This is a genomic window from Kitasatospora sp. NPDC090091 (assembly GCF_044747365.1).
GTDB lineage: Bacteria > Actinomycetota > Actinomycetes > Streptomycetales > Streptomycetaceae > Kitasatospora.
In genome coordinates this window covers 1-25,367 of sequence record NZ_JBIVDY010000020.1, presented here as the reverse complement: position 1 = coordinate 25,367, position 25,367 = coordinate 1, and the positions used below count along the sequence as shown (strand labels likewise).

Sequence of the window (25,367 nt, the reverse complement as noted above, 5' to 3'; positions counted from 1 at the left end):
CTTCGCGAGCACCTCCGGTGGGCTGCCGCCGAGCTGGGCGAGGCACGCCGCAGGGTGGCCGAACTGGAGTCGGCCGACCGCGACCCGATCGCGATCGTCGGGATGAGCTGCCGGTACCCGGGCGGGGTGCGGACGCCGGAGGAGCTGTGGGACCTGGTGGCCGCGGGGCGGGACGCCGTCGGCGTCCCGCCAGGCGGACGCGGCTGGCGCGTCGAGGACTTCTACGACCCCGACGGCCTGCGCCCCGGCACCTCCTACGTGTGCGAGGGCGGCTTCCTCGACGAGGCGGACCGGTTCGACCCCGCGTTCTTCGGGATCAGCCCGCGCGAGGCCCTGGCGATGGACCCGCAGCAGCGGCTGCTGCTGGAGACCTCGTGGGAGGCCTTCGAGCGGGCGGGCATCCGGCCGGCGACCGTGCGCGGGGCCCGGGTCGGCGTCTTCACCGGCCTGATGTACCACGACTACGGCACCCGCCTCGGCCCGGTGGACGAGTCGGTCGCGGGCTTCCTGGGGAGCGGGACGGCGGGCAGCGTCGCCTCCGGCCGGATCGCCTACGTCCTCGGCCTGGAGGGGCCGGCGGTGACGGTGGACACGGCGTGCTCCTCGTCGCTGGTCGCCCTGCACCTGGCGAGCCAGGCGATCCGGCGCGGCGACTGCACGATGGCGCTGGCCGGCGGCGTCACGGTGATGGCCACCCCCAGCACCTTCGTCGAGTTCAGCCGCCAGGGCGGCCTTGCGCGGGACGGGCGGTGCAAGTCCTTCGCCGCCGCCGCCGACGGGACGGCGTGGGGCGAGGGCGCCGGAATGCTGCTGGTCGAGCGGCTGTCGGACGCCGAGCGGAACGGGCACCGGGTGCTCGCGGTCCTGCGCGGGTCGTCGGTCAACCAGGACGGTGCGAGCAGCAACCTCTCCGCACCCAACGGGCCCTCGCAGCAGCGGGTGATCCGGCAGGCCCTCGCCGAGGCCGAGCTCTCGCCCGACCTGATCGACGCCGTAGAGGCGCACGGCACGGGCACCAAGCTCGGGGACCCGATCGAGGCGCAGGCGCTGCTGGCCACCTACGGGCAGGAGCGCCCGGCCGAACGGCCGCTCTGGCTGGGGTCGTTGAAGTCCAACCTCGGCCACACCCAGGCGGCGGCCGGCGTCGGCGGTGTGATCAAGATGGTCATGGCGATGCGCAACGGCGTGCTGCCGCGCACCCTCCACGTCGACGAGCCGACGCCGCACGTGGACTGGTCGGCCGGGGCGGTCTCGCTGCTCACCGAGGCACAGGAATGGCCGCAGACCGGGCGCCCTCGGCGGGCGGCCGTCTCCTCGTTCGGCGTGAGCGGGACCAACGCTCACGTGATCCTGGAGCAGGCGCCGGAGGTTCCGGCGGCCGACCAGGGCGCGGCGCCCGGTGGCGTGCTGCCGTGGGCGCTGTCCGCGCGGGACGAGCGGGCGCTGCGTGAGCAGGCCGGGCGGCTGCGGGCGGCCGTCGAGGCCCACCCCGAGTGGGAACCGGCCGCGGTGGCCGTGGCGTTGGTGTCGGGCCGGTCCGTGTTCGAGCAGCGGGCCGTGGTGGTCGGCGAGGACCGCGCCGAGCTGCTGAGCGGCCTCGCCGCCCTCGCCGACGGCTCCGCCGCGCCCGGCATCGTCCAGGGCAGCGGCACCTTCGACCGGCCGGTGTTCGTCTTCCCCGGCCAGGGCTCCCAGTGGATCGGCATGGGCGCCGAACTCCTCGACACCTCCCACGTGTTCGCCGAGTGGATCGCCAAGTGCGAAGCCGCACTGGCCCCGTATGTCGACTGGTCACTCACCGACGTCCTGCGCGGCAAGGACGAGCTGACCCGGGTGGACGTCGTGCAGCCCGCACTGTTCGCCGTCATGGTCTCCCTCGCCGAGCTGTGGCGCTCCCTCGGAATCGAGCCCGCCGCCGTCATCGGCCACTCCCAGGGCGAAATCGCCGCCGCCACCGTCGCCGGCGCCCTCACCCTGGAGGACGGCGCGCGCGTCGCCGCCCTGCGCAGCCGGGCCATCCTCGCCATCAGCGGCCACGGCGGCATGGCCTCCCTCCCGCTGGCTCAGCAGGACGCCGCCGAGCTGCTCACCCGCTGGGACGGCCGCCTGACCGTCGCCGCCCACAACGGCCCCACCTCGACCGTCGTCGCCGGCGACAGCGACGCCCTCGACGAACTCCTCACCCACTGCGAGGAAGACGGCATCCGGGCCCGGCGCATCGACGTCGACTACGCCTCCCACTCCCCCCACGTCGAATCCATCCAGAACCAGCTCGCCGAGAAGCTGGCCGGCATCAGCCCGTGCGAAGCCGCCATCCCGTTCTACTCCACGGTCACCGGCGGCCTCATCAACACCAGTCGGCTGGACGCGGCGTACTGGTACACCAACCTCCGCCAGACCGTCCGCTTCACCGACGCCACCAACGCCGCCCACACCGACGGCCACCACGCCTTCATCGAGGCCAGCCCCCACCCCGTCCTTGCCATGGCCGTGCAGGACATCACCGAGGACGCCGGCCGGCAGGCGCTGGTCGTCGGTTCGCTGCGTCGTGACGAGGGCGGTCTCCGCCGGCTGCTCACCTCCCTCGCCGAGGCCCACGTCCACGGCGCCACCGTCACCTGGCCGACGGTCCCCGCCCTCCCGACCGGCCCACTCGACCTGCCCACCTACCCCTTCCAGCGCGAACGCTTCTGGCTGGACGCACCCGCCACCACCGGCGACGTCACGGCCGCCGGCCTCACCCCCGCCGAACACCCCCTGCTCAGCGCACTGCTCCCCCTCGCCGACGGCGACGAGATCATCCTCACCGGCCAGATCTCCCTCACCACCCACCCCTGGCTCACCGACCACGCCGTCTTCGGCACCGTCCTCCTCCCCGGCACCGCGCTCGTCGAGCTCGCCCTCCGGGCCGGTGACCACGCCGGCTGCGACGTCCTCGACGAGCTGACGCTCCAGGCACCGCTCCTGCTTCCCGACGAGGGCGCCGTCCAGCTCCAGCTCCGGATCGGCCCGCCGGAGGAGGACGGCCGCCGCGCCTTCTCCCTGCACTCCCGCGCCGACCACGCCGACCGCCCCGACGCCCCCTGGTCGCGGCACGCCACCGGCGTGCTGGCCGTCGGCGCTGAGCGCCCGTCCTGGGACCTCGCCGCCTGGCCCCCGGCCGGCGCGGTGCCGGTGGACGTCACCGAGCTCTACCCCCGGCTGGCCGAGGTCGGCCTCGACTACGGCCCGGCGTTCCAGGGGCTGCGCGCGCTCTGGCGGCAGGGCGACGACCTGTTCGCCGAGGTGCGGCTGCCGGCCGAGCAGCACGACGACGCCGCGCGCTTCGGCCTGCACCCGGCGCTGTTGGACGCCGCCCTGCACGCGACCGCCGCCGCCTCGCCCGGCGAGGTGCGGCTCCCGTTCTCGTGGAGCGGTGTCGCCCTGCACGCCACCGGTGCGACCGCCCTGCGGGTGCGGGTCTCGCCGGCCGGCGCGGACGGGATCGCCCTCCAGGTGGCCGATGCGTCGGGCGCCCCGGTGGCCGCGGTGGCGACGCTGGCGAGCCGCCCGGTGGACCGGGAGCGGCTGCAGGCGGCGCGCGAAGACGACGCGGACCCGCTGCTGCGGGTGGACTGGACCGAGCTGCCGGCCCCCGCCGAGGCGGCCGCCGGGCGCTGGGTGCTGCTCGGCACCGACCGGCTGGGCCTGTCCGACGGCCTCCGGATCGGCGGCCACCCCGACCTGGCCGCCCTGGCCGAGGCCGTCGCCGCCGGTGCGACCGTCCCCGACGCGGTACTGGTCACCTGCACCGGCACCGACTCGGAGGACGTCCCCACCGCCGTCCGCGACCTCACCACCGATTCCCTGACGCTTGTTCAGAAGTGGTTGGCAGCCGATCAGTTCAGCACCTCCCGGCTGGTCGTCCTGACCTCCGGGGCGGTCCCGGCCGGCAGCGGCGAGAGCGTGCGCGATCTGGTCGCCGCCCCGCTCTGGGGCCTGCTGCGCTCCGCCCAGACCGAGCACCCGGGCCGCTTCGTCCTGATCGACCTGGACAACCGCCGCTCCCCCGCCACGGAGGACGCGCTCGCCACCGCGCTCGCCGCGGCCCTCGCCACCGACGAGCCGCAACTTGCCGTCCGTGAGGGCAGGTTGTACGCCCCGCGGCTGGTCCGCGCCGCTGGCTGGCTGCTGGAGCCGCCGGCGGACGGCGCCGACTGGCGGCTGGACACCACCGCCAAGGGCACCCTGGAGAACCTCGCCCTGATCCCGTACCCCGCCGCTGCCGAGCCGCTCGGCCCCGGCCAGGTCCGGCTGGCCGTGCGCGCCGCCGGGATGAACTTCCGCGACGTGCTGCTCGGTCTGGGCATGGTCGACCAGGACGTCATGGGCGGCGAGGCGGCCGGTGTGGTGCTGGAGACCGCCCCCGACGTGACCGGGTTCGCCCCGGGCGACCGCGTGATGGGCATGGTGCCCGGCTCGTTCGGGCCGGTCGCCGTGGTCGACCACCGGCTGCTCGTCCCGCTCCCCGCGCACTGGACGTTCACCGAGGGCGCCTCGGTGCCGATCGCCTTCCTCACCGCCTACTACGGTCTCGTGGACCTCGCCCGGCTCGCCCCCGGCGAGTCGGTGCTGATCCACTCGGCGACCGGCGGCGTGGGCATGGCCGCGATCCAACTCGCCCGCCACCTGGGCGCCGAGGTGTTCACCACGGCGAGCCCGGCCAAGTGGGACACCCTGCGCGCGCTGGGGATACCGGAGGACCGGATCGCCTCCTCCCGCGACCTCGGCTTCGAGCAGCGGATCCGCGCCGCCACCGGCGGCCGGGGTGTGGACGTGGTGCTGAACTCGCTCGCCAACGACTTCGTCGACGCCTCGCTGCGGCTGCTCGCGGACGGCGGCCGGTTCGCCGAGATGGGCAAGACCGACATCCGCGACGCGGCCGAGGTCACCGCCGCCCACCCCGGCACCTCCTACCTCTGGTTCGACCTGATCGAGGCCGGCTACGACCGGATCGGCCGGATGACGGCCGAGCTGATGCCGCTGTTCGAGCGCGGCACGCTCCACCCGATCCCCGCCCGCACCTGGGACGTGCGGCGCGCACCGGACGCGTTCCGCTTCATGAGCCAGGCCCGCCACACCGGCAAGGTGGTGCTCACTATGCCCGCCGGGCCGGACCCGGACGGCACCGTGCTGATCACCGGCGGCACGGGCGTGCTGGGCGGCCTGGTCGCCCGCCGCCTGGTGGCCGAGCACGGCGTGCGGCACCTGCTGCTGCTCGGCCGGCGTGGCCCCGAGGCCGCGGGCGCGGCCGAGCTGACCGCCGAACTCACCGCGCTGGGCGCCCGGGTGACGGTCACCGCCTGCGACACCGCCGACCGCGACGCCCTGGCACGGGTGCTCGCCGCCGTCCCCGCCGAGCACCCGCTCACCGGCGTCGTGCACGCCGCCGGCGTGCTGGACGACGCGGTGATCGCCTCGCTGACCCCCGCCCAGGTGGCGGCGGTGCTCCGCCCGAAGGTGGACGCCGCCTGGCACCTGCACGAGCTCACCCGGGACGCCGGCCTCGGCGCGTTCGTCCTCTTCTCCTCCTCGGCAGCCGTCCTCGGCGGCCCCGGCCAGGGCAACTACGCGGCGGCCAACGCCTTCCTCGACGGCCTCGCCGAGCACCGCCGCGCCGCCGGGCTGCCCGGCCTGTCGATCGCCTGGGGCTTGTGGGAGCAGGCCAGCGGGATGACCGGCCACCTCGACGACACCGACCTGACCCGGCTGCGCCGCTCCGGCGTACGCCCGCTCTCCGACGCCGACGGCCTGGCGATGTTCGACGCGGCCCTGGACGCCGACCAGGCCCTGCTGGTGGCGATGCGGCTCGACGTCGCGACCGCCCGCACCGCCCTCCAGTCCTCGTCGGTGCCGCCGCTGCTGCGCCGGCTGATCGGCTCGCCGGCCCGCCGCGCGGTGGCGGTCGCCGAGACCGGCGGAGCGGACGCGCCGGCCCGCCGGCTGGCCGCCCTGCCCGAGGCCGAACGGGCCCGCGCCCTGCTGGAGCTGGTGCGCACCAACGCCGCCGTCGTGCTCGGCCACGCCACCGACGAGGCGATCCGGCCGGACCTCGCGTTCAAGCAGCTCGGCTTCGACTCGCTGACCGCCGTCGAGCTGCGCAACCGGCTGGGCGCGGCCACCGGGCTCCGGCTCCCGGCGACGCTGGTCTTCGACCACCCGCGGCCGGACGCCCTGGCCGCGTACCTGCTCGCCGAGCTGGCCCCGGCCGCACCGGCCGAGCCGGACGGCCCGGCGGCCTCCGACGGCGAGGTCAGCCGGCTCCTGGCCACCATCGCGCCGGCCCGGCTGCGCGCCGCCGGCCTGCTCGACGCGCTGCTCGCCCTGGCCGGCGCGGCGCCCGAGGAGCCACCGGCCGCGACGGACGACCAACTGGACGAGATCGACGCCATGGACGCCGACGACCTGATCGGCCTGGCCCTCGGCACCACTGACCTCTGATCGCGCTCGGACTGCGGAGAACCAAAACGATGGCTGCATCACAGGAGAAGGTGCTGGAAGCGCTCCGGGTCTCGCTCAAGGAGACCCGGCGGCTGCAGCAGCAGAACCACCAGCTGACCGAGGCCCGGCACGAGCCGATCGCGATCGTCGGCATGGCCTGCCGCTACCCCGGCGACGTCCACAGCCCCGAGGACCTGTGGCGGCTGGTCGCCGACGGCCGCGACGCCCTCTCCGACTTCCCGGCCGAACGCGGCTGGGACACCGAGGAGTTGTACGACCCGGACCCGGACAGCCCCGGCCGGAGCTACGTCCGGCAGGGCTGCTTCGTCCGCGACGCGGACCGGTTCGACGCCGCGTTCTTCGGGATCAGCCCGCGCGAGGCCCTGGCGATGGACCCGCAGCAGCGGCTGCTGCTGGAGACCTCCTGGGAGGCCTTCGAGCGCGCCGGCATCGACCCCTCCTCCGTCCAGGGCAGCCGGACCGGGGTGTTCGTCGGCGCCTCCCCGCTCGGCTACGCCGCCGATCCGCGCAGCGCCGAGGGCTCCGAGGGCTACCTGCTGACCGGCACCACCGTCAGCGTCGCCTCCGGCCGCCTGGCCTACGCCCTGGGCCTGGAGGGCCCGGCGCTCACGGTGGACACCGCCTGCTCGTCGTCCCTGGTCGCACTGCACCTGGCGAGCCGGGCGCTGCGCGACGGCGAGTGCACGATGGCGCTGGTCGGCGGCGCGGCCGTGATGGCGGCGCCGCACATGTTCATCGAGTTCAGCCGCCAGCGCGGGCTCGCCCCCGACGGCCGCTGCAAGGCCTTCGCCGGCGCGGCCGACGGCACCGCCTGGGGCGAGGGCGTCGGCGTGCTGCTGGTCGAGCGGCTCTCCGACGCCCGCCGCCTCGGCCACCCGGTGCTCGCCCTGGTCCGCGGCTCGGCGATCAACCAGGACGGCGCCTCCAACGGCCTGACCGCCCCGAGCGGGCCCGCCCAGCAGCGGGTGATCCGGGCAGCGCTGGCCGACGCCCGGCTGACCGCCTCCGACGTGGACGCCGTCGAGGCGCACGGGACGGGCACCCGGCTCGGCGACCCGATCGAGGCGCAGGCACTGCTGGCCACCTACGGCCAGGACCGGCCAGCCGAACGTCCGCTCTACCTCGGCTCGGTGAAGTCCAACATCGGCCACACCCAGCTCGCCGCCGGCGTCGCCGGCGTCATCAAGACGGTGCTGGCGATGCGGCACGGCGTGCTGCCCGCCACCCTGCACGTGGACGAGCCGACGCCGCAGGTCGACTGGTCGCGCGGCGCAGTCGAGCTGCTCACCGAGCAGCGCGCCTGGCCCGCCACCGACCGGCCGCGGCGCGCGGCCGTCTCCTCCTTCGGGATCAGCGGCACCAACGCCCATGTGATCCTGGAGCAGCCCGCCGAGGAGCCGAACGAGGAGCCGGTCCAGGAGCCGGCCGGGCAGAGCCCGACCGTCGAGCCCCGCGAGGCGCCCTCCGGCACCCCGTGGCTGCTCTCCGCCCGCAGCCCGGAGGCGCTGCGCGCCCAGGCCGGCCGGCTGGCCGAGGCCGTCGCGGGCGAGCCCGGGTGGGACCGGGCGGACGTCGCCTGGTCGCTGGTCACCGCCAGGGCCGACCTCGACCACCGCGCGGTGGTGCTCGGCGCCGACTGCAGCGAGCTGCTCGCCGGTCTCGACGCCCTGCACCGGGGCGGAAGCGCTCCGCAGCTGGTCCAGGGTCCGGGCCCGCGCGGCGGGAAGCTGGCGTTCCTGTTCACCGGCCAGGGCGCGCAGCGGGCCGGCGCCGGCCGCGAACTGCACCGCCGCTTCCCGGTGTTCGCTGCCGAGCTGGACAAGGTCTGCGCCCTGCTGGCGGAGCGCACCGGGCTGCCGGTGCGCGAGGTGCTGCTCGCCGAGGAGGGCTCGCCCGAGGCGGCGCGGCTGGACGAGACCGCGTTCACCCAGGCCGCCCTGTTCGCGCTGGAGGTGGCGCTGTTCCGGCTGGCCGAATCCTGGGGCCTGCGGCCGGACTTCGTGCTCGGGCACTCGATCGGCGAGCTGGCGGCGGCGCACGTCGCCGGGGTCTTCTCGCTGGAGGACGCGGTCACGGCGGTCGCCGCGCGCGGCCGGCTGATGCAGCAACTGCCCACCGGCGGGGCGATGGTGGCCGTCGAGGCGACGGAGGCCGAGGTGGCCGGGCTGCTCGCCGGCCACGAGGCACGGGCGAGCATCGCGGCCGTCAACGGCCCCCGCTCGGTGGTGCTCTCCGGCGAGGAGGAGGCGGTCACCGGGATCGCCGAGCAGCTTCGCGCCGAGAGTCGCCGCACCAAGCGGCTGACCGTCAGCCACGCCTTCCACTCCCCGCGGATGGCGGGCATGCTCGAACCGTTCCGCGCGGTGCTCGCCGGGCTGACCCTGCACGAGCCGACGATCCCGGTCGTCTCCAACCTCACCGGCCGGCCGGTCACCGGGGAGATCCGCACCGCGGAGTACTGGGTCCGCCACGTGCGCGAGGCCGTGCGCTTCCACGACGGGGTGCGGCACCTGCTCGACCGCGGGGTGACCGCCCTGCTGGAGCTGGGACCGGACGGCGTGCTTTCCGCCATGGCGCAGCAGGCCGCCGGGGACCGGGACGACGTCGCGGCCGTGCCGCTGCTGCGCCGGGGCCGCCCGGAGACCGACACCGTGCTCGCCGCGGTGGCGCAGGCGCACGTGCGGGGCGTCCGGGTGGACTGGCCGGCCTGCCTCACCGACCTGGCCGGCCCGGCCGGGCACCGGGTGGACCTGCCGACGTACCCGTTCCAGGGCGAGCGGTACTGGCCGGCCGCCGCCGGGCCGGCCGCCGAGGCGTCCGAGCTGGGTGTGACGGCGGCCGGGCACCCGCTGCTCGGCGCCTCCGTCACCCCGGCGGAGGGCGGCGGGCTGATCCTCACCGGGCGGCTGTCGGTCCGCTCGCACCGCTGGCTCGCCGACCACGTCATCCTCGGCAGTGTGGTGGTGCCCGGCACCGCCTACCTGGAGCTGGCCCTGCACGCGGCGCAGCTGGCCGGCTGCACGGCGGTGGAGGAGCTGGACCAGGAGGCGCCGCTGATCCTCACCGAGGCCGGTGCGGTCCAGGTGCAGCTGGTGGTCGGCGCGGCCGACGAGTCGGGCCGGCGGTCGATCGGTGTGTACTCGCGGCCGGACGACGGCGAGGCGTGGACGCGGCACGCCGGCGGCACGCTCGCCGCCGGGGACGGGGCGATCGGCTGGGACCACGCGGGCGCCTGGCCGCCCGAGGGCGCGGTGCCGGTGGACCTGAGCGACTTCTACCCGTCGGTCGCCCGCGACGGCTTCGTCTACGGCCCGTCGTTCCGCGGTCTGCGGGCGGTCTGGCGCGCGGGCGAGGAGGTGTACGGCGAGGTCGCGCTGCCGGAGCCGGAGCGGGCGCAGGCCGCCGGGTACGGCGTCCACCCGGCGCTGCTCGACGCCGCGCTGCACGCCGGTCTGGTCGGGAACACGGGCGAGCAGGTGCTGCTGCCCTTCGCCTGGAACGGGGTGCGGCTGCACCGCCCGGGCTCGGCCGTGCTGCGGCTGCGGATGGCCCCGGCCGGGCCGGACGCGATGTCGCTGCAGGTGGCCGACGAGTCCGGCGCGCCGGTGGCCTCGGTCGCCGCGCTGCGGGCCCGGCCGGTCTCGGTCGAGCAGCTGCGCGCGGCGGCCCGGGCCGGGCTCGGCGACGCCCTGTTCCGCGTCGAGTGGACGCCGGCCCGGGCGGCGGAGCCCGTCCGCGGGCGGTGGGCCGTCCTCGGCTCCCCGGACGGCGAGGCCCTGGGCGCGGACCTCGACCACCACCCGGACGTCGCGGCACTCGGCGCAGCCGTCGATGCCGGGCTGCCGGTACCGGACGCGGTCTTCCTCCCCTTGCCGGACCTGGCCGATGCCGGTCGGCCGGAGGCCGGCGGCGACGTCCCCGGGGCGGTCCGCACGGCCGTGCGCCGAGTCCGGTCCGCGCTGGCGCAGTGGGCGGCGGACGACCGGCTCGCCGGCTCCCGGCTGGTCCTGGTGACCCGCCGCGCGGTGGCCGCCGAGCCCGGCGAGGACGTCCCGAACCTCGCGCACGCGCCGCTGTGGGGGCTGGTCCGCGCCGCCCAGGCCGAGCACCCGGGCCGATTCGTGCTGCTCGACCTGGACGAGACCTCGGACCCCGCCGCGGCCTTCGCCCGGGCCGCCGCCGGCACCGAGCCGCAGCTCGCCCTGCGCGCGGGCACCGTCCTGACGCCGCGCCTGGTCCGGGCCCGCCCGGCGGCGCCCGCGCCGGCCCCCGCACTCGACCCGGACGGCACGGTACTGATCACCGGCGGCACCGGTGCGCTCGGCGCGCTGTTCGCCCGCCACCTGGTCACCGCGCACGGCGTACGGCACCTGCTGCTGCTCGGCCGCCGCGGCCCGGAGGCCGCGGGAGCCGCCGAGCTGACCGCCGAACTCACCGGCCTTGGCGCCCAGGTGACGGTCACGGCCTGCGACGTCGCGGACCGGGCTGCGCTCGCCACCGCCCTCGCCACCGTCCCCGCCGAGCACCCGCTCACCGCCGTCGTCCACACGGCCGGCGTGGTCGCGGACGGCGCCCTCGCCTCGCTCACCGAGGAGCTGGTCGACGCCGCGCTCCGCCCGAAGGCGGACGCCGCCTGGCACCTGCACGAGCTCACCCGCGAGGCCGGGCTCGCCGCCTTCGTGCTGTTCTCCTCGGCGACGGCCACCCTCGGCGGCGCCGGCCAGGGCGGCTACACGGCGGCCAACGCCTTCCTCGACGCCCTGGCCCAGCACCGAGCGGCGCAGGGCCTGCCCGCCCGGTCCCTCGCCTGGGGTCTCTGGGAGCAGCGCGACGGCATGGCGGGCGCCCTCGACGACGCCACGCTCGGCCGGATGCGGCGCTCGGGCGTCCTGCCGCTCACCCCGCAGGACGGCCCGGCCCTCTTCGACGCGGCGCTCACCGGGGCCGACCCGACCGCGTTGCCCGTCCGGCTGGACCTCGCCGCGCTGCGCCGGGCCGGGGCCGAACTCCCGCCGCTGCTGCACAGCCTGGCCGGGACGGCCACCGGGCCCGCCCGCCGGCCCGACGCGGAGGCGGCCGACGGGCTGAAGCGACGGCTCGCCGGCCTGTCCGACGCCGACCGCGAACGCGCACTGCTGGACCTCGTCCGCACCCAGGTGGCGGTCGTGCTCGGCCACTCGGACGCCGCCTCGGTCGACGCCGACCGCGCCTTCGGCGACCTGGGCTTCGACTCGCTGACGGCGGTCGAGCTGCGCAACCGCCTCACCTCCGCCACCGGCCTGCGGCTGCCGGCGACGCTGGTCTTCGACCACCCCACGGCGGCGGCGCTGGCCGGCCACCTGGACGCCGAACTCCCGCGCGAGGGAGAGCGTTCGACCGCCGCCCCGGTGCTCGCCGAACTGGACCGACTGGAAGCCCTCCTCGCCGCGGTGGCCGCCGACCACCCCGACCGGGCGCGGATCGCGGGCCGGCTTCGATCCGTGGTCTCCCGGTGGGACGACCGGCGCGATCCGGCGGGCGCCGGTGAATCCCCGGCCACCGAACTGGAGTTGGACTCGGCCGAGGACGACGAGGTCTTCGACTTCATCACCAACGAACTCGGCATCTCCTGACCGCCCCACCCTGACCAGCCCGCCGGCGGCCGTGCCGGCCAGACATCCCGTACCTGTCCATCCCGAAGGGGTTGCGCCACTGTGGCCAGCGAGACCGAGGACAAGCTCCGCTACTTCCTCAAGCGGGTGACCGCCGACCTCCAGGAGACGCGCCGGCGGCTCCAGGAGATGGAGAACGTCGCGGGCGAGCCGATCGCGATCGTCGGCATGGCCTGCCGCTTCCCCGGCGGCGCCGACTCGGCGGAGCAGCTCTGGCAGTTGGTCGCGGACGGCCGGGACGCGATCTCCGCCTTCCCGGAGGACCGCGGGTGGGACGTCGAGGCGCTGTACGACCCCGACCCGGACCGCGCCGGCCACACCTACGCCCGCGAGGGCGGATTCGTCGAGGGAGCCGACCGGTTCGACGCCGGCTTCTTCGGCATCGGCCCGCGCGAGGCCCTGGCCATGGACCCGCAGCAGCGTCTGCTGCTGGAGACCTCCTGGGAGGCCTTCGAGCGCGCCGGGGTCGACCCGGCCACGCTGCGGGGCAGCCGGACCGGCGTCTTCATGGGCGCCGGGCAGGTCGACTACGCGGCGCTCGCCCAGAACGCGACCGAGAGCCTGGAGGGGTACCTGCTCTCCGGCGGGGCGGCGAGTGTGATCTCGGGCCGGCTCTCCTACGTGTTCGGGCTGGAGGGCCCGGCGATCACCGTCGACACGGCGTGCTCGTCGTCCCTGGTGGCCCTGCACCTGGCCTGCCAGTCGCTGCGCCGCGGCGAGTGCACGACCGCCCTCGCCGGCGGGGCGGCCGTGATGGCCGCCCCGGGGATGTTCGTCGAGTTCAGCCGCCAGCGCGGGCTCGCCCCCGACGGCCGCTGCAAGGCCTTCGCCGCCGCCGCGGACGGGACCGGCTGGGGCGAGGGCGTCGGCGTCCTGCTGCTGGAGCGTCTGTCCGACGCGCAGCGCAACGGACACCGGGTCCTGGCGGTGGTGCGCGGCTCGGCCGTCAACCAGGACGGCGCCAGCAACGGACTCACGGCGCCCAACGGTCCGGCGCAACAGCGGGTCATCTGGGACGCCCTCGACAACGCCCGCCTCGCGGCGGCCGACGTCGACGCGGTCGAGGCCCACGGCACCGGGACGACGCTCGGCGACCCGATCGAGGCGCAGGCGCTGCTGGCCACCTACGGCCAGGACCGGCCGGCCGAACGGCCGCTCTGGCTCGGCTCGGTGAAGTCCAACATCGGCCACACCCAGGCCGCGGCCGGCGTCGCCGGGGTGATCAAGATGGTCATGGCGATGCGCAACGACGTGCTGCCGCGGACCCTCCACGTCGACGAGCCGACACCGCATGTCGACTGGTCGGCCGGGGCGGTCTCGCTCCTCACGGAGGCCCAGGAGTGGCCGGCCGGCGAGCAGGCCAGGCGGGCCGGGATTTCGGGCTTCGGGGCGAGCGGGACGAACGCGCACGTGATCCTGGAGGAGGCGCCGGAGGAGCCGCAGAAGGAGGAGACCGAGTCCGACTCGCCCTCTTTGGTGGTGCCGTGGGTGCTCTCCGCCCGGGACGAGCGCGCCCTGCGCGCCCAGGCCGGACAGCTCGCCACGTACCTCCAGGACCACCCCGACAGCGACCTGCGCGCCGTCGGCCACACCCTGCTCACCGGCCGCGCCGCCCTCGACCACCGCGCCGTCGCCCTCGGCCAGAACCGCAACGAACTCCACGCCGCCCTCGCCGCACTGGCCGACGGCACCGCCCCGACCGGACACGGCACCCACGAACGGCCGGTCTTCGTCTTCCCCGGCCAGGGCTCCCAGTGGATCGGCATGGGCGCCGAACTCCTCGACACCTCCCACGTGTTCGCCGAGTGGATCGCCAAGTGCGAAGCCGCACTCGCCCCGCATGTCGACTGGTCACTCACCGACGTCCTGCGCGGCAACGACGACCTCACCCGCGTCGACGTCATCCAGCCCGCACTGTTCGCCGTCATGGTCTCCCTCGCCGAGCTCTGGCGCTCCCTCGGAATCGAGCCCGCCGCCGTCATCGGCCACTCCCAGGGCGAAATCGCCGCCGCCACCGTCGCCGGCGCCCTCACCCTGGAGGACGGCGCCCGCGTCGCCGCCCTGCGCAGCCGGGCCATCCTCGCCATCAGCGGCCACGGCGGCATGGCCTCCCTCCCGCTGGCTCAGCAGGACGCCGCCGAACTCCTCAAGCAGTGGGACGGCCGCCTGACCGTCGCCGCCCACAACGGACCCACCTCGACCGTCGTCGCCGGCGACAGCGACGCCCTCGACGAACTCCTCACCCACTGCGAGGAAGACGGCATCCGGGCCCGGCGCATCGACGTCGACTACGCCTCCCACTCCCCCCACGTCGAAGCCATCCAGAACCAGCTCGCCGAGAAGCTCGCCGGCATCAGCCCGCGCGAAGCCGCCATCCCGTTCTACTCCACGGTCACCGGCGGCCTCATCAACACCAGTCGGCTGGACGCGGCGTACTGGTACACCAACCTCCGCCAGACCGTCCGCTTCACCGACGCCACCAACGCCGCCCACACCGACGGCCACACCACCTACATCGAAACCAGCCCCCACCCCGTCCTCACCCCCGCCATCGAAGACACCCTCGACACCACCAACCCCGTCGTCGTCACCGGCACCCTCCGCCGCAACGAAGGCACCTGGACCCGCCTCCTCACCTCCGCCACCCACCTCCACAACCACGGCCACCCCCTCAACTGGACCCCCCTCCTCCACCCCAACCCCCACCCCGACCTCCCCACCTACCCCTTCCAGCAACGCCGCTACTGGGTGGACACCACCGGCACCGGCAGGCCGGTCGCCGCGCCGGAGGAGTACGCCGCGGGCTCCGCCGGAGCGGAGCTGCGCCGCCGCCTCGCCGAGCTGTCCGAGCCCGACCGCGAGCGGCTGGTGCGCGACCTGGTGGACTCCCACGCGATCGCCGTCCTCGACCTGGCCGCCCCGATCACGCCGGGCCGCACCTTCCAGGAGCTGGGCTTCGTCTCGCTCACCGCCGTCGAGCTGCGCAACCGGCTGATGGCCGCCACCGGCCTCCGGCTCCCGGCCGCCGTCGCCTTCGACCACCCGACGCCCGAGGCCCTGAGCCGCCACCTGCTCTCCCAACTCGGCGACCCGGACGTCGAGATCGCCGACACCGAGCCCGCCCCCGCCGCAGCGGTCGGCACCGACGAGCCGATCGCCGTCGTCGCGATGGCCTGCCGCTACCCGGGCGAGGTCCGCAGCCCCGAGGAGCTGTGGCAGCTGGTCGCGGACGGCCGGGACGCGATCACGCCCTTCCCCGACAACCGCGGCTGGGACCTGGACAACCTCTACGACCCCGACCCGGACCGGGCCGGCCACAGCTACACCCGCGAGGGCGGGTTCCTCCACGACGCCGACCGGTTCGACGCCGCGTTCTTCGGCATCGGCCCGCGCGAGGCGCTGGCGATGGACCCGCAGCAGCGGCTGCTGCTGGAGACCTCCTGGGAGGCCTTCGAGCGCGCCGGCATCGACCCGACCTCCCTGCGCGGCAGTCGCACCGGAGTGTTCGCCGGAAGCAGCGGCCAGGACTACCACCTGCTGGCGCAGGGCTCGCCGGACGGTCTGGAGGGGTACCTGCTCACCGGCAACGCGGCCAGTGTCCTGTCCGGTCGGCTCGCCTACACGTTCGGGCTTGAGGGGCCGGCCGCCACGGTGGACACGGCCTGCTCGTCCTCCCTGGTCGCCCTGCACCTGGCCTGTCAGTCGCTGCGCTCGGGCGAGAGCACGCTCGCGCTCGCGGGCGCCGTCAGCGTGCTCTCGACCCCCCAGGCCTTCGTGGCCTTCAGCCGGCAGCGGGGGCTGGCTCCGGACGGGCGGTGCAAGCCGTTCGCCGCCGCGGCCGACGGCACGGCCTGGGGCGAGGGGGTGGGTGTGCTGGTGCTGGAGCGGCTCTCCGACGCCCGGCGCAACGGGCACCCGGTGCTGGCGGTGGTCCGCGGTTCGGCGACCAACCAGGACGGCGCCAGCAACGGCCTGTCCGCGCCCAACGGCCCTTCTCAGCAGCGGGTCATCCGGCAGGCGCTGGCCAACGCCCGGCTCTCCCCGGCCGAGGTCGACGCCGTGGAGGCGCACGGGACGGGCACGCCGCTCGGCGACCCGATCGAGGCCGAGGCGCTGCTCGCCGCCTACGGGCGCGGGCGGTCGGCCGAACAGCCGCTCTACCTCGGCTCGGTGAAGTCCAACATCGGCCACACCGCCGCGGCCGCCGGGATGGCGGGGGTGATCAAAATGGTGATGGCGATGCGGCACGGCGTCCTGCCGCCGATGCTTCACACCGACGCCCCCACCCCGCACGTGGACTGGGCCTCGGGAGCGGTCGCCCTCCTCACGGAGTCGGTGGCCTGGCCGGAGCGGGACCGCCCCCGGCGCGCGGGCGTGTCCGCGTTCGGCATCAGCGGCACCAACGCCCACGTCGTCCTCGAAGAGGCGCCGGCGCTGCCCGGCCGGCCGGCACCGTCCGAGGGCTCCAGCGGCCCCGAAAGCTCTGGAAGCTCCGAAAGCTCTCAAAGCCCCGAAGACACCCGCGCCACCGCACCGCGCGCCGGGGCGGCGGACGCCGACCCGACCGGGGGGCCGACGCCGTCGGCCGGTCCGCTCGTCCCCTGGCTGGTCTCGGCCCGCGGCGAGGCCGCCCTGCGGGCCCAGGCGGAGCGGCTGCGCGAGCACCTCGCCGGCTCGCCCGCCGTCGACCCGGCCGCCGTCGGCCGCTCGCTGGCCCTCTCCCGGGCCGCCCTGCCGCACCGGGCGGTGCTGTTCGGCCGCGACGCGGCCGAGCTGGGCGCCGGTCTGGACGCACTGGTCACGGGCTCCCCCGCGCCCGGGGTGGTCCTCGGCACGGTGGCCGCGGGCCGGATCGGCTTCCTCTTCCCCGGCCAGGGCAGCCAGCGCCCGGGCATGGGCCAGGGCCTGTACGCGGCCCACCCGGTCTTCGCCCGGGCCCTGGACGAGGTCTGCGCGCTGCTGGACCGGCATCTCGCAGCGCCCGGCCGCCCCGCCCTGCGCGACGTGCTGTTCGCCCCCGAGGGCAGCCCCGAGGCCGCTCTGCTCGACGAGACGGTGTTCACCCAGGCCGGGCTCTTCGCGGTCGGCCTGGCGGCGTTCCGGCTGCTGGAGTCCTGGGGGGTGGTGCCGGACTGGGTCGGCGGCCACTCGATCGGGGAGCTGACGGCGGCCTGCGCGGCCGGGGTGTTCACGGTCGAGGACGCCTGCCGGCTGGTCGCGGCCCGCGGCCGGCTGATGCAGGACTCGCCGGCCGGTGCCATGGTCGCCGTGGAGGCGGCCGAGGACGAGGTGCTGCCGCTGCTCGCGGGCCGGGAGGACCGGCTCGGCATCGCCGCCGTCAACGGGCCGCGCGCCACCGTGCTCTCCGGCCTGGCCGAGGCGGTCGACGAGGTCGCCGCCGAGCTGGCCGAACGCGGCTGCCGGACCAGGCGGCTGCGGGTCGCCCGGGCGTTCCACTCGCCGCTGATGGACGGTGTGCTGGCGCGCTTCCACGAGGCGGCGAGCGGGCTCACCTACCGGCCGCCGCGGATCCGGCTGCTGTCGAACCTGACCGGCGGACCGGCGACCGCCGAGCAGGTGGGCCGTCCGGAGTACTGGGTGCGGCACATCCGGGAGGCGGTCCGCTTCCACGACGGCGTCCGCCGGATGGCGGAGGACGGGGTCACCACATTCCTCGAACTCGGCCCCGGCGGCGTGCTGTCCGGTCTCGTCCGGGACGGCCTGGCCGAGCGGACCCCGGCGCCGGCGGCGGTGCCGCTGCTCCGGCGGGCCCGCCCGGAGGCGGAGAGCGCGCTGACCGCGCTCGCCCACGTCCACGTCCGCGGCGTGCCGGTGGACTGGGCCGCCGTCTTCGCCGGCGACGGGACGCCGCACCTCCACCCGTACGTCGTCGACCTGCCCACCTATGCGTTCCAGCGCCGCCGGTTCTGGATCGAGGGCACCGCCGCCCTCTCCCGGCCGGCCGGGGGCGCCGTCCCCGCGGCCGCCGTCCCCGCGGCCGCCGAGCCGGTGGCCGCCGACCTGGTGGCCGACGCCGGCACCCCCGCCGGCCTGCGCGAGCGGCTGCTCACCCTCGATACGCCCGAACGCCTCCTCACCCTCCGGGAGTTGGTGGCCGCCCAGGTGGCCGCCGCCCTGGGGCACGCCTCCGCCGACGAACTGGAGACCGGGCTCGACCTGCCCGAGCTGGGACTCGACTCGCTCGCGGCCACCGAGCTCGGCGCCGCCCTGCAGGCCGCCACCGGCGTCCCGCTCTCCTCCACCGCGGTGTTCGAGCACCCCACGCTGGACGGCCTCGCCGCGCACCTCGAAGCCGGGCTGGGCACCGCCACGGCCCCGCCGGACGCACCGGCCGCAGGCCTGCTGGCCTCGCTCGCCCCGCGGGCCGCCGAGCTGGGCCGGTTCGCCGAGTTCGGTGAACTCCTCGCGGCCGCCGCCCGGTTCCGGGACACCTTCGACGGCCCGCCCGCCGCGGCCGACCGCCCGGCACCGGTCCGCCTCACCCGCGGAGCGGCGACCCCGCGCTTCTTCTGCTTCCCCTCCTTCGCCTCCAGGTCCGGCGCCCACCAGTACGCCCGGCTGGCCGCCGCCTTCGACGGCCGGCACGAGCTCTGGGTACTGCCCGCACCCGGCTTCGCCCCGGGCGAGCCGCTGCCCGCCGACCTCGACGCACTGGTGCGCCTGCACGCCGCGGACGTCGAACGCCTCGCCGCCGGTGAGCCGTTCGTCCTCCTCGGCCACTCGGCCGGCGGCTGGATCGCGCACGCGGTGGCGACGTACCTGGAGAAGCTCGGCACGGCACCGGTCTCCGTCGTCCTGCTGGACAGCTACCGCCCCGGGAGTGCGATACTTCCCCGCATCCAGGCGGAGATCGCCAAGCTTCTGACTGGAGGTCAACTCCCGGCCGACCAGCTGCTGGACGACACCTGCCTCACCGCGATGGGCGGCTACGCCCGGCTCTTCGAGAGCTGGCAGCCGCAGCCCCTCGCGACGCCGACGCTCCAGCTCCGCGCGGCCCGGCCGCTCCCCGGCTTCCCCGCCACCGGCTGGCAGGCCTCCTGGCCGGTGCCGCACACCGAGGACGAGGTGCCGGGCGACCACTTCTCCCTGATCGGCGAGCACAGTCCCTCCACCGTGCGCGCCGTCCTCGACCGGCTCGCCGAGCCGTCCGCCTGACCGTCCATCCGCACGTACCGACTCCGACCGAGGGTGAGCAGACCATGAGCATCGACAACGACCACCAGCCAGGCTCCGTCGACCAGGCGGTCCTGGACGGCGCGAACCCGTACCACCGGCGCGCGCTCGCCTTCTACGACCTGCTCGTGTTCCGCGGCAGCGCGCCGCTGTTCTGGCGCTGCTCCCCGCGCAACTTCCTGGAGATGTACCGGACCTCCATAGGCGCGAAGCACCTTGAGATCGGCGTCGGCACCGGCTACCTGCTGCAGCGCACCCGCTTCCCGGTCTCGAACCCGGAGATCACGCTGGCCGACCTCAACCCCAGCACCCTCGACTTCACCGCCGAGCGGCTGGCGCACTTCAAGACCAACAAGGTGGTCGCCAACGCGCTGGAGCCGCTGCCGGTGCCCGCCGAGAGCCACGACTCGGCCGCCCTCAGCTTCCTGCTGCACTGCATCCCCGGCAGCCTGCGCGAGAAGGGCGTCGCCATCAAGCACGCCGCGGCGGCCGTGCGGCCCGGCGGCACGGTGTTCGGCAGCACCATCCTCTCCCAGGGCGTCCCGGTCACCGGGGCCGGCCGCTGGCTGATGAACGACCTCAACGGCAAGGGCGTCTTCCACAACGACCAGGACCACCTGGACGACCTGCGCGACCAGTTGAAGCAGAACTTCGACGACTTCGACCTGGCCGTGCGCGGCTGCGTCGGCCTCTGGCGGGCCCGCAAGTCGTAACTCCCGCGGCGCACCGGTCCCCCGACGCACCGCCTCACCCCGGAAAGACCCCGCTGGAACCCCGGTAAGACCCCCGGAAAGGAACCCGACACCATGGCCGCCCGCTGGTATCCGATCGAGGAAGCCGACGACTCGCTGTTCGCCACCGCCCCGCTGTACCACGCCCGTTCGGTCGAGGTGCCGTTCTCCGCTGAGGAGACCTGGGCGGCCCTGACCGGCGACGGCGTCTCCAGCTGGACCAAGGGCATGCGTCAGCTCACCTGGACCTCGCCGCGGCCGTTCGGCGTCGGCACCACCCGGGAGATCGAGATGGAGAGCGGCCTCGTCCTGCGCGAGCACTTCTTCCGCTGGGAGGAGGGCACCCGCAAGACCTTCACCGCCACCGAGGCGACCAAGCCGATCTTCCGCCACCTGGTGGAGGACTACGTGGTCGAGCCCACCGAGACCGGCGCCCGGTTCAGCTGGCGCTGGGCGGCCGAGCTGAACCGCCCGTGGTCCTTCCTCCAGGGCGCCCTGGACCGCTTCTTCTTCGCCCCGACCGGCCGCTCGCACATCGACGGCCTGCCCGCCTACATGGCCTCCCAGCGCGGCTCCGCGCTCCGCTGACCACCCCGGTCGGCCCACCCCGCCCCCGAACGAAGGAAGACCCCGAATGTGCGGGATCGCTGGCTGGATCTCCTTCCAGCTCGACCTCGAACGTGAACTCGCCGCTCTGAGCGCCATGACCGACACCATGGCCTGCCGCGGCCCGGACGCCTCCGGCACCTGGCTGTCCGCCCACGCCGCCCTCGGCCACCGCCGGCTCTCCGTCATCGACCTGGCCGGTGGCGTGCAGCCCATGGTGGCCGAGACGCCGGACGGCCCGGTCGTGCTGACCTACAGCGGTGAGGCGTACAACTTCACCGAGCTGCGGGACGAACTCCGGCGCCGGGGACACGAGTTCCGCACCTCCAGCGACACCGAGGTGGTGCTGCGCGGATACCTGGAGTGGGGGCAGGGGGTCGCCGACCGGCTCAACGGCATGTACGCCCTGGGCATCTGGGACAGCCGCGTGGAGAAGCTGATCCTGCTGCGCGACCGCCTGGGCATCAAGCCGCTCTACTACGCGCCCACCACCGGCGGCCTGGTGTTCGGCTCCGAGGCCAAGGCCCTGCTGGCCCACCCGGAGGTGGAGCCGGTCGTCGACGCCGACGGGTTCCGCGAGCTGTTCGGCTTCGTCAAGGAGCCCGGCCGCGCGGTCTGGGCCGGCATGCACGAGGTCAAGCCGGGCACCATGGTGACCTTCGACCGCTCCGGACTGCGCGAGCACGTGTACTGGCGGCTGGAGGTCGCCGAGCACCACGACGACACCGAGACCACCGTGCGCCGGGTCCGGGAGATGCTGGAGGACAGCGTCGCCCGGCAGCTGGTCGCCGACGTGCCGCAGTGCGTCCTGCTCTCCGGCGGGCTCGACTCCAGCGCCCTCACCGCCCTGGCCGGCCGCCGGCTGGCCGCCGACGGCGAGCGCGCCCGCACGTTCACCGTCGACTTCGAGCAGACGGACGCGTTCCGCCCGGACGACCTGCGCGGCTCACCGGACGCGCCGTTCGCCCGCGAGGTCGTGCAGCACGTCGGCACGCTGCACCACGACATCAAGCTCGACTACCAGGAGCTGGCCAACCCCGAGGTGCGCCGCGCCACGGTGACCGCCCGCGACCTGCCGTTCGGCTTCGGCGAGGCGGACAACTCGCTCTACCTGCTGTTCAAGGCGATCCGCGAGCACTCCACGGTCGCGCTCTCCGGCGAGTCGTCGGACGAGATCTTCGGCGGCTACCCCTGGTTCCACCTGCCGGCCGTCCAGCAGGTCCCGATGTTCCCGTGGGTCACCGCCTCCGGCCTCGGCCCCCGCAACCACCCCACCAAGCTGATCGACCCCGACCTGCTGCTGCGCACCCTCGACGTCCCCGGCTACTGGGCCCAGCGCTGGAGCGACTCGGTCGCCGCTCTCCCCGTGGTGGCCGGCGAGGACGCGCACGAACGGCGGATGCGCGAGTTCTGCTACGTGCACCTGACCAGCCTGCTCGGCCTGCTGCTGGACCGGAAGGACCGGATGAGCATGGCGGTCGGCCTGGAGGTCCGGGTGCCGTTCTGCGACCACCGGCTCGTCGAGTACGTGTTCAACACCCCCTGGGCGATGAAGACCTTCGACGGCCGGGAGAAGAGCCTGCTGCGGGCCGCGGTCAAGGACGTGCTGCCCCGCTCGGTGGTGGAACGCGTGAAGGCGCTCTACCCGCACACCCAACAGCTCGCCTACGTCGGCCGGTTGCAGCAGCAGGTCGGCGAACTCCTGTCGGCCGACCACGAGGCCGTGACGCTCTTCGACGGAGCCGCGCTCGCCAAGGCGGTCGCCGCGCAGCCCGAGGCCGTCGACCGGGACGAGCGCGAGGCGTTCGAGCGCGTCCTCGACCTGGCCGTCTGGCTCGACCTCTACCGCCCGACCATCAAGCTCTCCTGAGGAGTCGCACCATGGCTGTCGACAACGACGTCTACAACACACACTCCTGGTGGCACGACGACCAGCCGTTCGCCACGCTGGAGGCGTTCACCCCGGCCCGGTTCGACTACTTCCACGACGTGCTGACCAACCGGCTGCGGCTGGACCTCGCCGGCCTGCGCGTGCTCGACGTGGGCTGCGGCGGCGGCCTGCTGGCCGAGCTCTACGCCAAGGCCGGCTGCAAGGTGACCGGCATGGACCCGTCCGGCCCCTCGCTGGAGGCCGCCCGCGCCCACGCCGCCGAGTCCGGCCTGGAGATCGAGTACCAGCAGGGCTTCGCCGAGAAGCTGCCCTTCCCGGACGGCACCTTCGACGTCGTCTACTGCTGCGACACGCTGGAGCACGTCACCTCGGTGGACCAGGCCGTCGCCGAGGCGGTCCGGGTCCTCAAGCCGGGCGGCTACTACCTGTACGACACGATCAACCGCACCTTCCGGTCCAAGCTCGCGATGATCAAGATGGCGCAGGACTGGAAGTCGGTCAGCTTCGCGCCCAAGGACCTCCACGACTGGAAGAGCTTCATCAAGCCGGCCGAGCTGCACGAGGTCTTCCGCCGACACGGCCTGGCCAACCAGGACCTGATCGGATTCGCCTCCAAGCGGCCGCAGTTGGAGCTGCTGAAGGCGATGCGGAGCCGGGCCCGCGGTGAGATCACGTACGGCGAGCTGGGGCGGCAGTTCCAGCTCGGCGTTCACAAGGACACGTCGGTGATCTACGCCGGCTATGCACGAAAGGCAGCAAACTGACCATGACGACCACCACCCCCGACGTCCGCGTCCCGGTCCTGATCGTCGGCGCCGGGCCGGCCGGTCTGACCGCCTCCCTGGCGCTCTCCCGGTACGGCGTCCCGCACCTGGTCGTCGGCAAGTACCCCGGCACCGCGCACACCCCGCGGGCCCACCTGCTGAACCAGCGCACCGGCGAGATCATGCGCGACCTCGGCGTCGAGCGCGAGGTGCTGGCCGAGGCCACGCCGAGCCAGTTCCTCGCCAACCACATCTTCATGTCGACCTTCGCCGGCCCCGAGGTCAGCCGGCTGGACGCGTACGGCAACGGACCGGACCGGACCGGCGACTACCTCGCAGCCAGCCCGAGCAAGATGTGCAACCTCCCGCAGCACCTGATGGAGCCGCTGCTGGTCGAGCAGGTCCAGCAGGCCGGGGTCGGCGAACTCCGCTTCGGCCAGGAGTTCCTGAGCCTGGAGCAGGACGAGGACGGCGTCACCGCAGTGCTCGCCGACCGGCAGTCCGGCCTGGAGTACACCGTGCGCGCCGACTACGTGATCGGCGCCGACGGCGCCAACAGCCGGGTGATGCAGCAGGCCGGGCTCACCGTGGAGGGCGCCACCGGACTGGCCAAGGCGGCGACGATCTGGTTCGAGGCGGACCTCTCCCGCTACTGCGCCGACCGCCCCGCGATCCTCTTCATGGGCGCCGTGCCCGGCAACCCGCCGGAGGACGGCCGGGTGTTCGTCAGCGTCCGCCCCTGGAACGAGTGGGTCTTCCTGCGCTTCCTCGACCACGACCCCGGCTTCGACCCGGAAGACCACGAGGAGATCCGCGCCCACCTGCGCGAGAGCATCGGCGACCCGTCCGTCGAGATCCGGATCAAGAACGTCTCGCCGTGGGAGGTCAACGCCGTCGTCGCCCCCCGCTACGCGAACGGCCGGGTGTTCTGCGTCGGCGACGCCGTCCACCAGATGCCGCCCACCAACGGCCTCGGCCTCAACTCGGCCGTCGCGGACTCCTTCAACCTGTGCTGGAAGCTCAAGCTGGTGCTGGACGGCACGGCCTCGCCCGAGCTGCTCGACACCTACCAGACCGAGCGGGTCCCGGTCGGCGCGCAGATCGTCGACCGCGCCGTCCGCAGCATGCTGGACTTCCTCGGCATCCCGGCGGCACTGGGCTACGCCCCCGGCCAGAGCGCGACCGAGCAGTGGGAGCTGCTGCGCGGCCTCGCCGACGACACCGAGGAGGCCGCCGCCCGGCGGGCCGCCCTGGCCGCCGCGACCGACCGGATCAACTACCAGACGAACGCGCACGGCGTCGAGATCGGCTACCGCTACCGCGCCGGCGCCCGCGTCGACGACGGCACGCCCGAGCCGACCCAGGACCGCGACCCGGAGCTCTACTACCAGGCCACCACCTGGCCGGGCGCCCGTCTGCCGCACGCCTGGCTGGAGGACGGCGGCCGCCGCCGCTCCACCCTGGACGTGGTCGGCCAGGGCCGCTTCGTCCTGCTCACCGGCCGCGGCGGCGAGAGCTGGCACGACGCGGCCCGCGAGGCCGCCCGGGTCACCGGCGTGCCCGTGGCCGTGCGTACGATCGGCGCCGCCGAGGGCCTGCGCGACCCGTACGGGGCGTGGGAGCGGCTGCGCGAGGTCGAGGCCGACGGCTGCGTCCTGGTCCGCCCGGACGGGCACGTCGCCTGGCGTGCCCGGACCGCCGAGTCGGCCGGCGAGCTGCCCAAGGTGATGGCCGCCGTCCTGCACACGCCGGCCGGCCCCGCTGCCTGACCTGACGGCCTGATCCACCGGGCCTGATCCACCCCGGGCGGTCCCTCCTTCGGGAGGGGCCGCCCGGTCTCTTTGGGCCGGACCGTCCGGACCGGACCCCGTTTCGGCCACGCTCTCCCGGAAATGCGAAGAACCCCCGATCCGGAATGGATCGGGGGTTCTTCAGAAGAATTGTTCGGCGGCGTCCTACTCTCCCACAGGGTCCCCCCTGCAGTACCATCGGCGCTGTGAGGCTTAGCTTCCGGGTTCGGAATGTAACC

General features: G+C 74.9%; 6 protein-coding genes, 1 rRNA gene and 2 pseudogenes. 8 read left to right on the top strand and 1 reads right to left on the bottom strand.

The features are described 5' to 3' along the window. Positions 1-6: 6 nt before the first annotated feature. From ACIPSC_RS29745 to ACIPSC_RS29710, 8 genes and pseudogenes are all read left to right on the top strand, one after another. Positions 7-10,229 (top strand): annotated as a pseudogene (locus ACIPSC_RS29745) (SDR family NAD(P)-dependent oxidoreductase); the annotation flags it as partial. A gap of 141 nt (positions 10,230-10,370) precedes the next feature. Next, positions 10,371-12,113: a type I polyketide synthase gene (locus ACIPSC_RS29740; RefSeq protein ID WP_400830042.1), complete on the top strand. Its 1,743-nt coding sequence runs from the start codon at positions 10,371-10,373 to the stop codon at positions 12,111-12,113. A 117-nt stretch (positions 12,114-12,230) separates the two neighbouring features. Beyond that, positions 12,231-19,328 (top strand): annotated as a pseudogene (locus ACIPSC_RS29735) (type I polyketide synthase); the annotation flags it as partial. Between the two features lie 44 nt (positions 19,329-19,372). Next, a complete protein-coding gene (locus ACIPSC_RS29730; protein ID WP_400829804.1) occupies positions 19,373-20,059 on the top strand; it encodes a class I SAM-dependent methyltransferase in 687 nt (228 codons plus the stop codon). 93 nt (positions 20,060-20,152) lie between these two features. Next, positions 20,153-20,665, top strand: coding sequence for an SRPBCC family protein (locus ACIPSC_RS29725; protein ID WP_400829802.1), 513 nt, complete (start codon positions 20,153-20,155; stop codon positions 20,663-20,665). 46 nt (positions 20,666-20,711) lie between these two features. Beyond that, a complete protein-coding gene (gene asnB, locus ACIPSC_RS29720; RefSeq protein ID WP_400829800.1) occupies positions 20,712-22,553 on the top strand; it encodes an asparagine synthase (glutamine-hydrolyzing) in 1,842 nt (613 codons plus the stop codon). Between the two features lie 11 nt (positions 22,554-22,564). Beyond that, complete coding sequence (ubiG, locus tag ACIPSC_RS29715) at positions 22,565-23,338, top strand: bifunctional 2-polyprenyl-6-hydroxyphenol methylase/3-demethylubiquinol 3-O-methyltransferase UbiG (protein ID WP_313766962.1); 774 nt, start codon at positions 22,565-22,567, stop codon at positions 23,336-23,338. Positions 23,339-23,340: 2 nt separating this feature from the next. Next, a complete protein-coding gene (locus tag ACIPSC_RS29710) occupies positions 23,341-25,107 on the top strand; it encodes an FAD-dependent monooxygenase (RefSeq protein ID WP_400829797.1) in 1,767 nt (588 codons plus the stop codon). Positions 25,108-25,280: 173 nt separating this feature from the next. Here the strand turns inward: ACIPSC_RS29710 and rrf are convergent. After that, positions 25,281-25,367 (bottom strand): 5S ribosomal RNA (gene rrf, locus ACIPSC_RS29705); the annotation flags it as partial.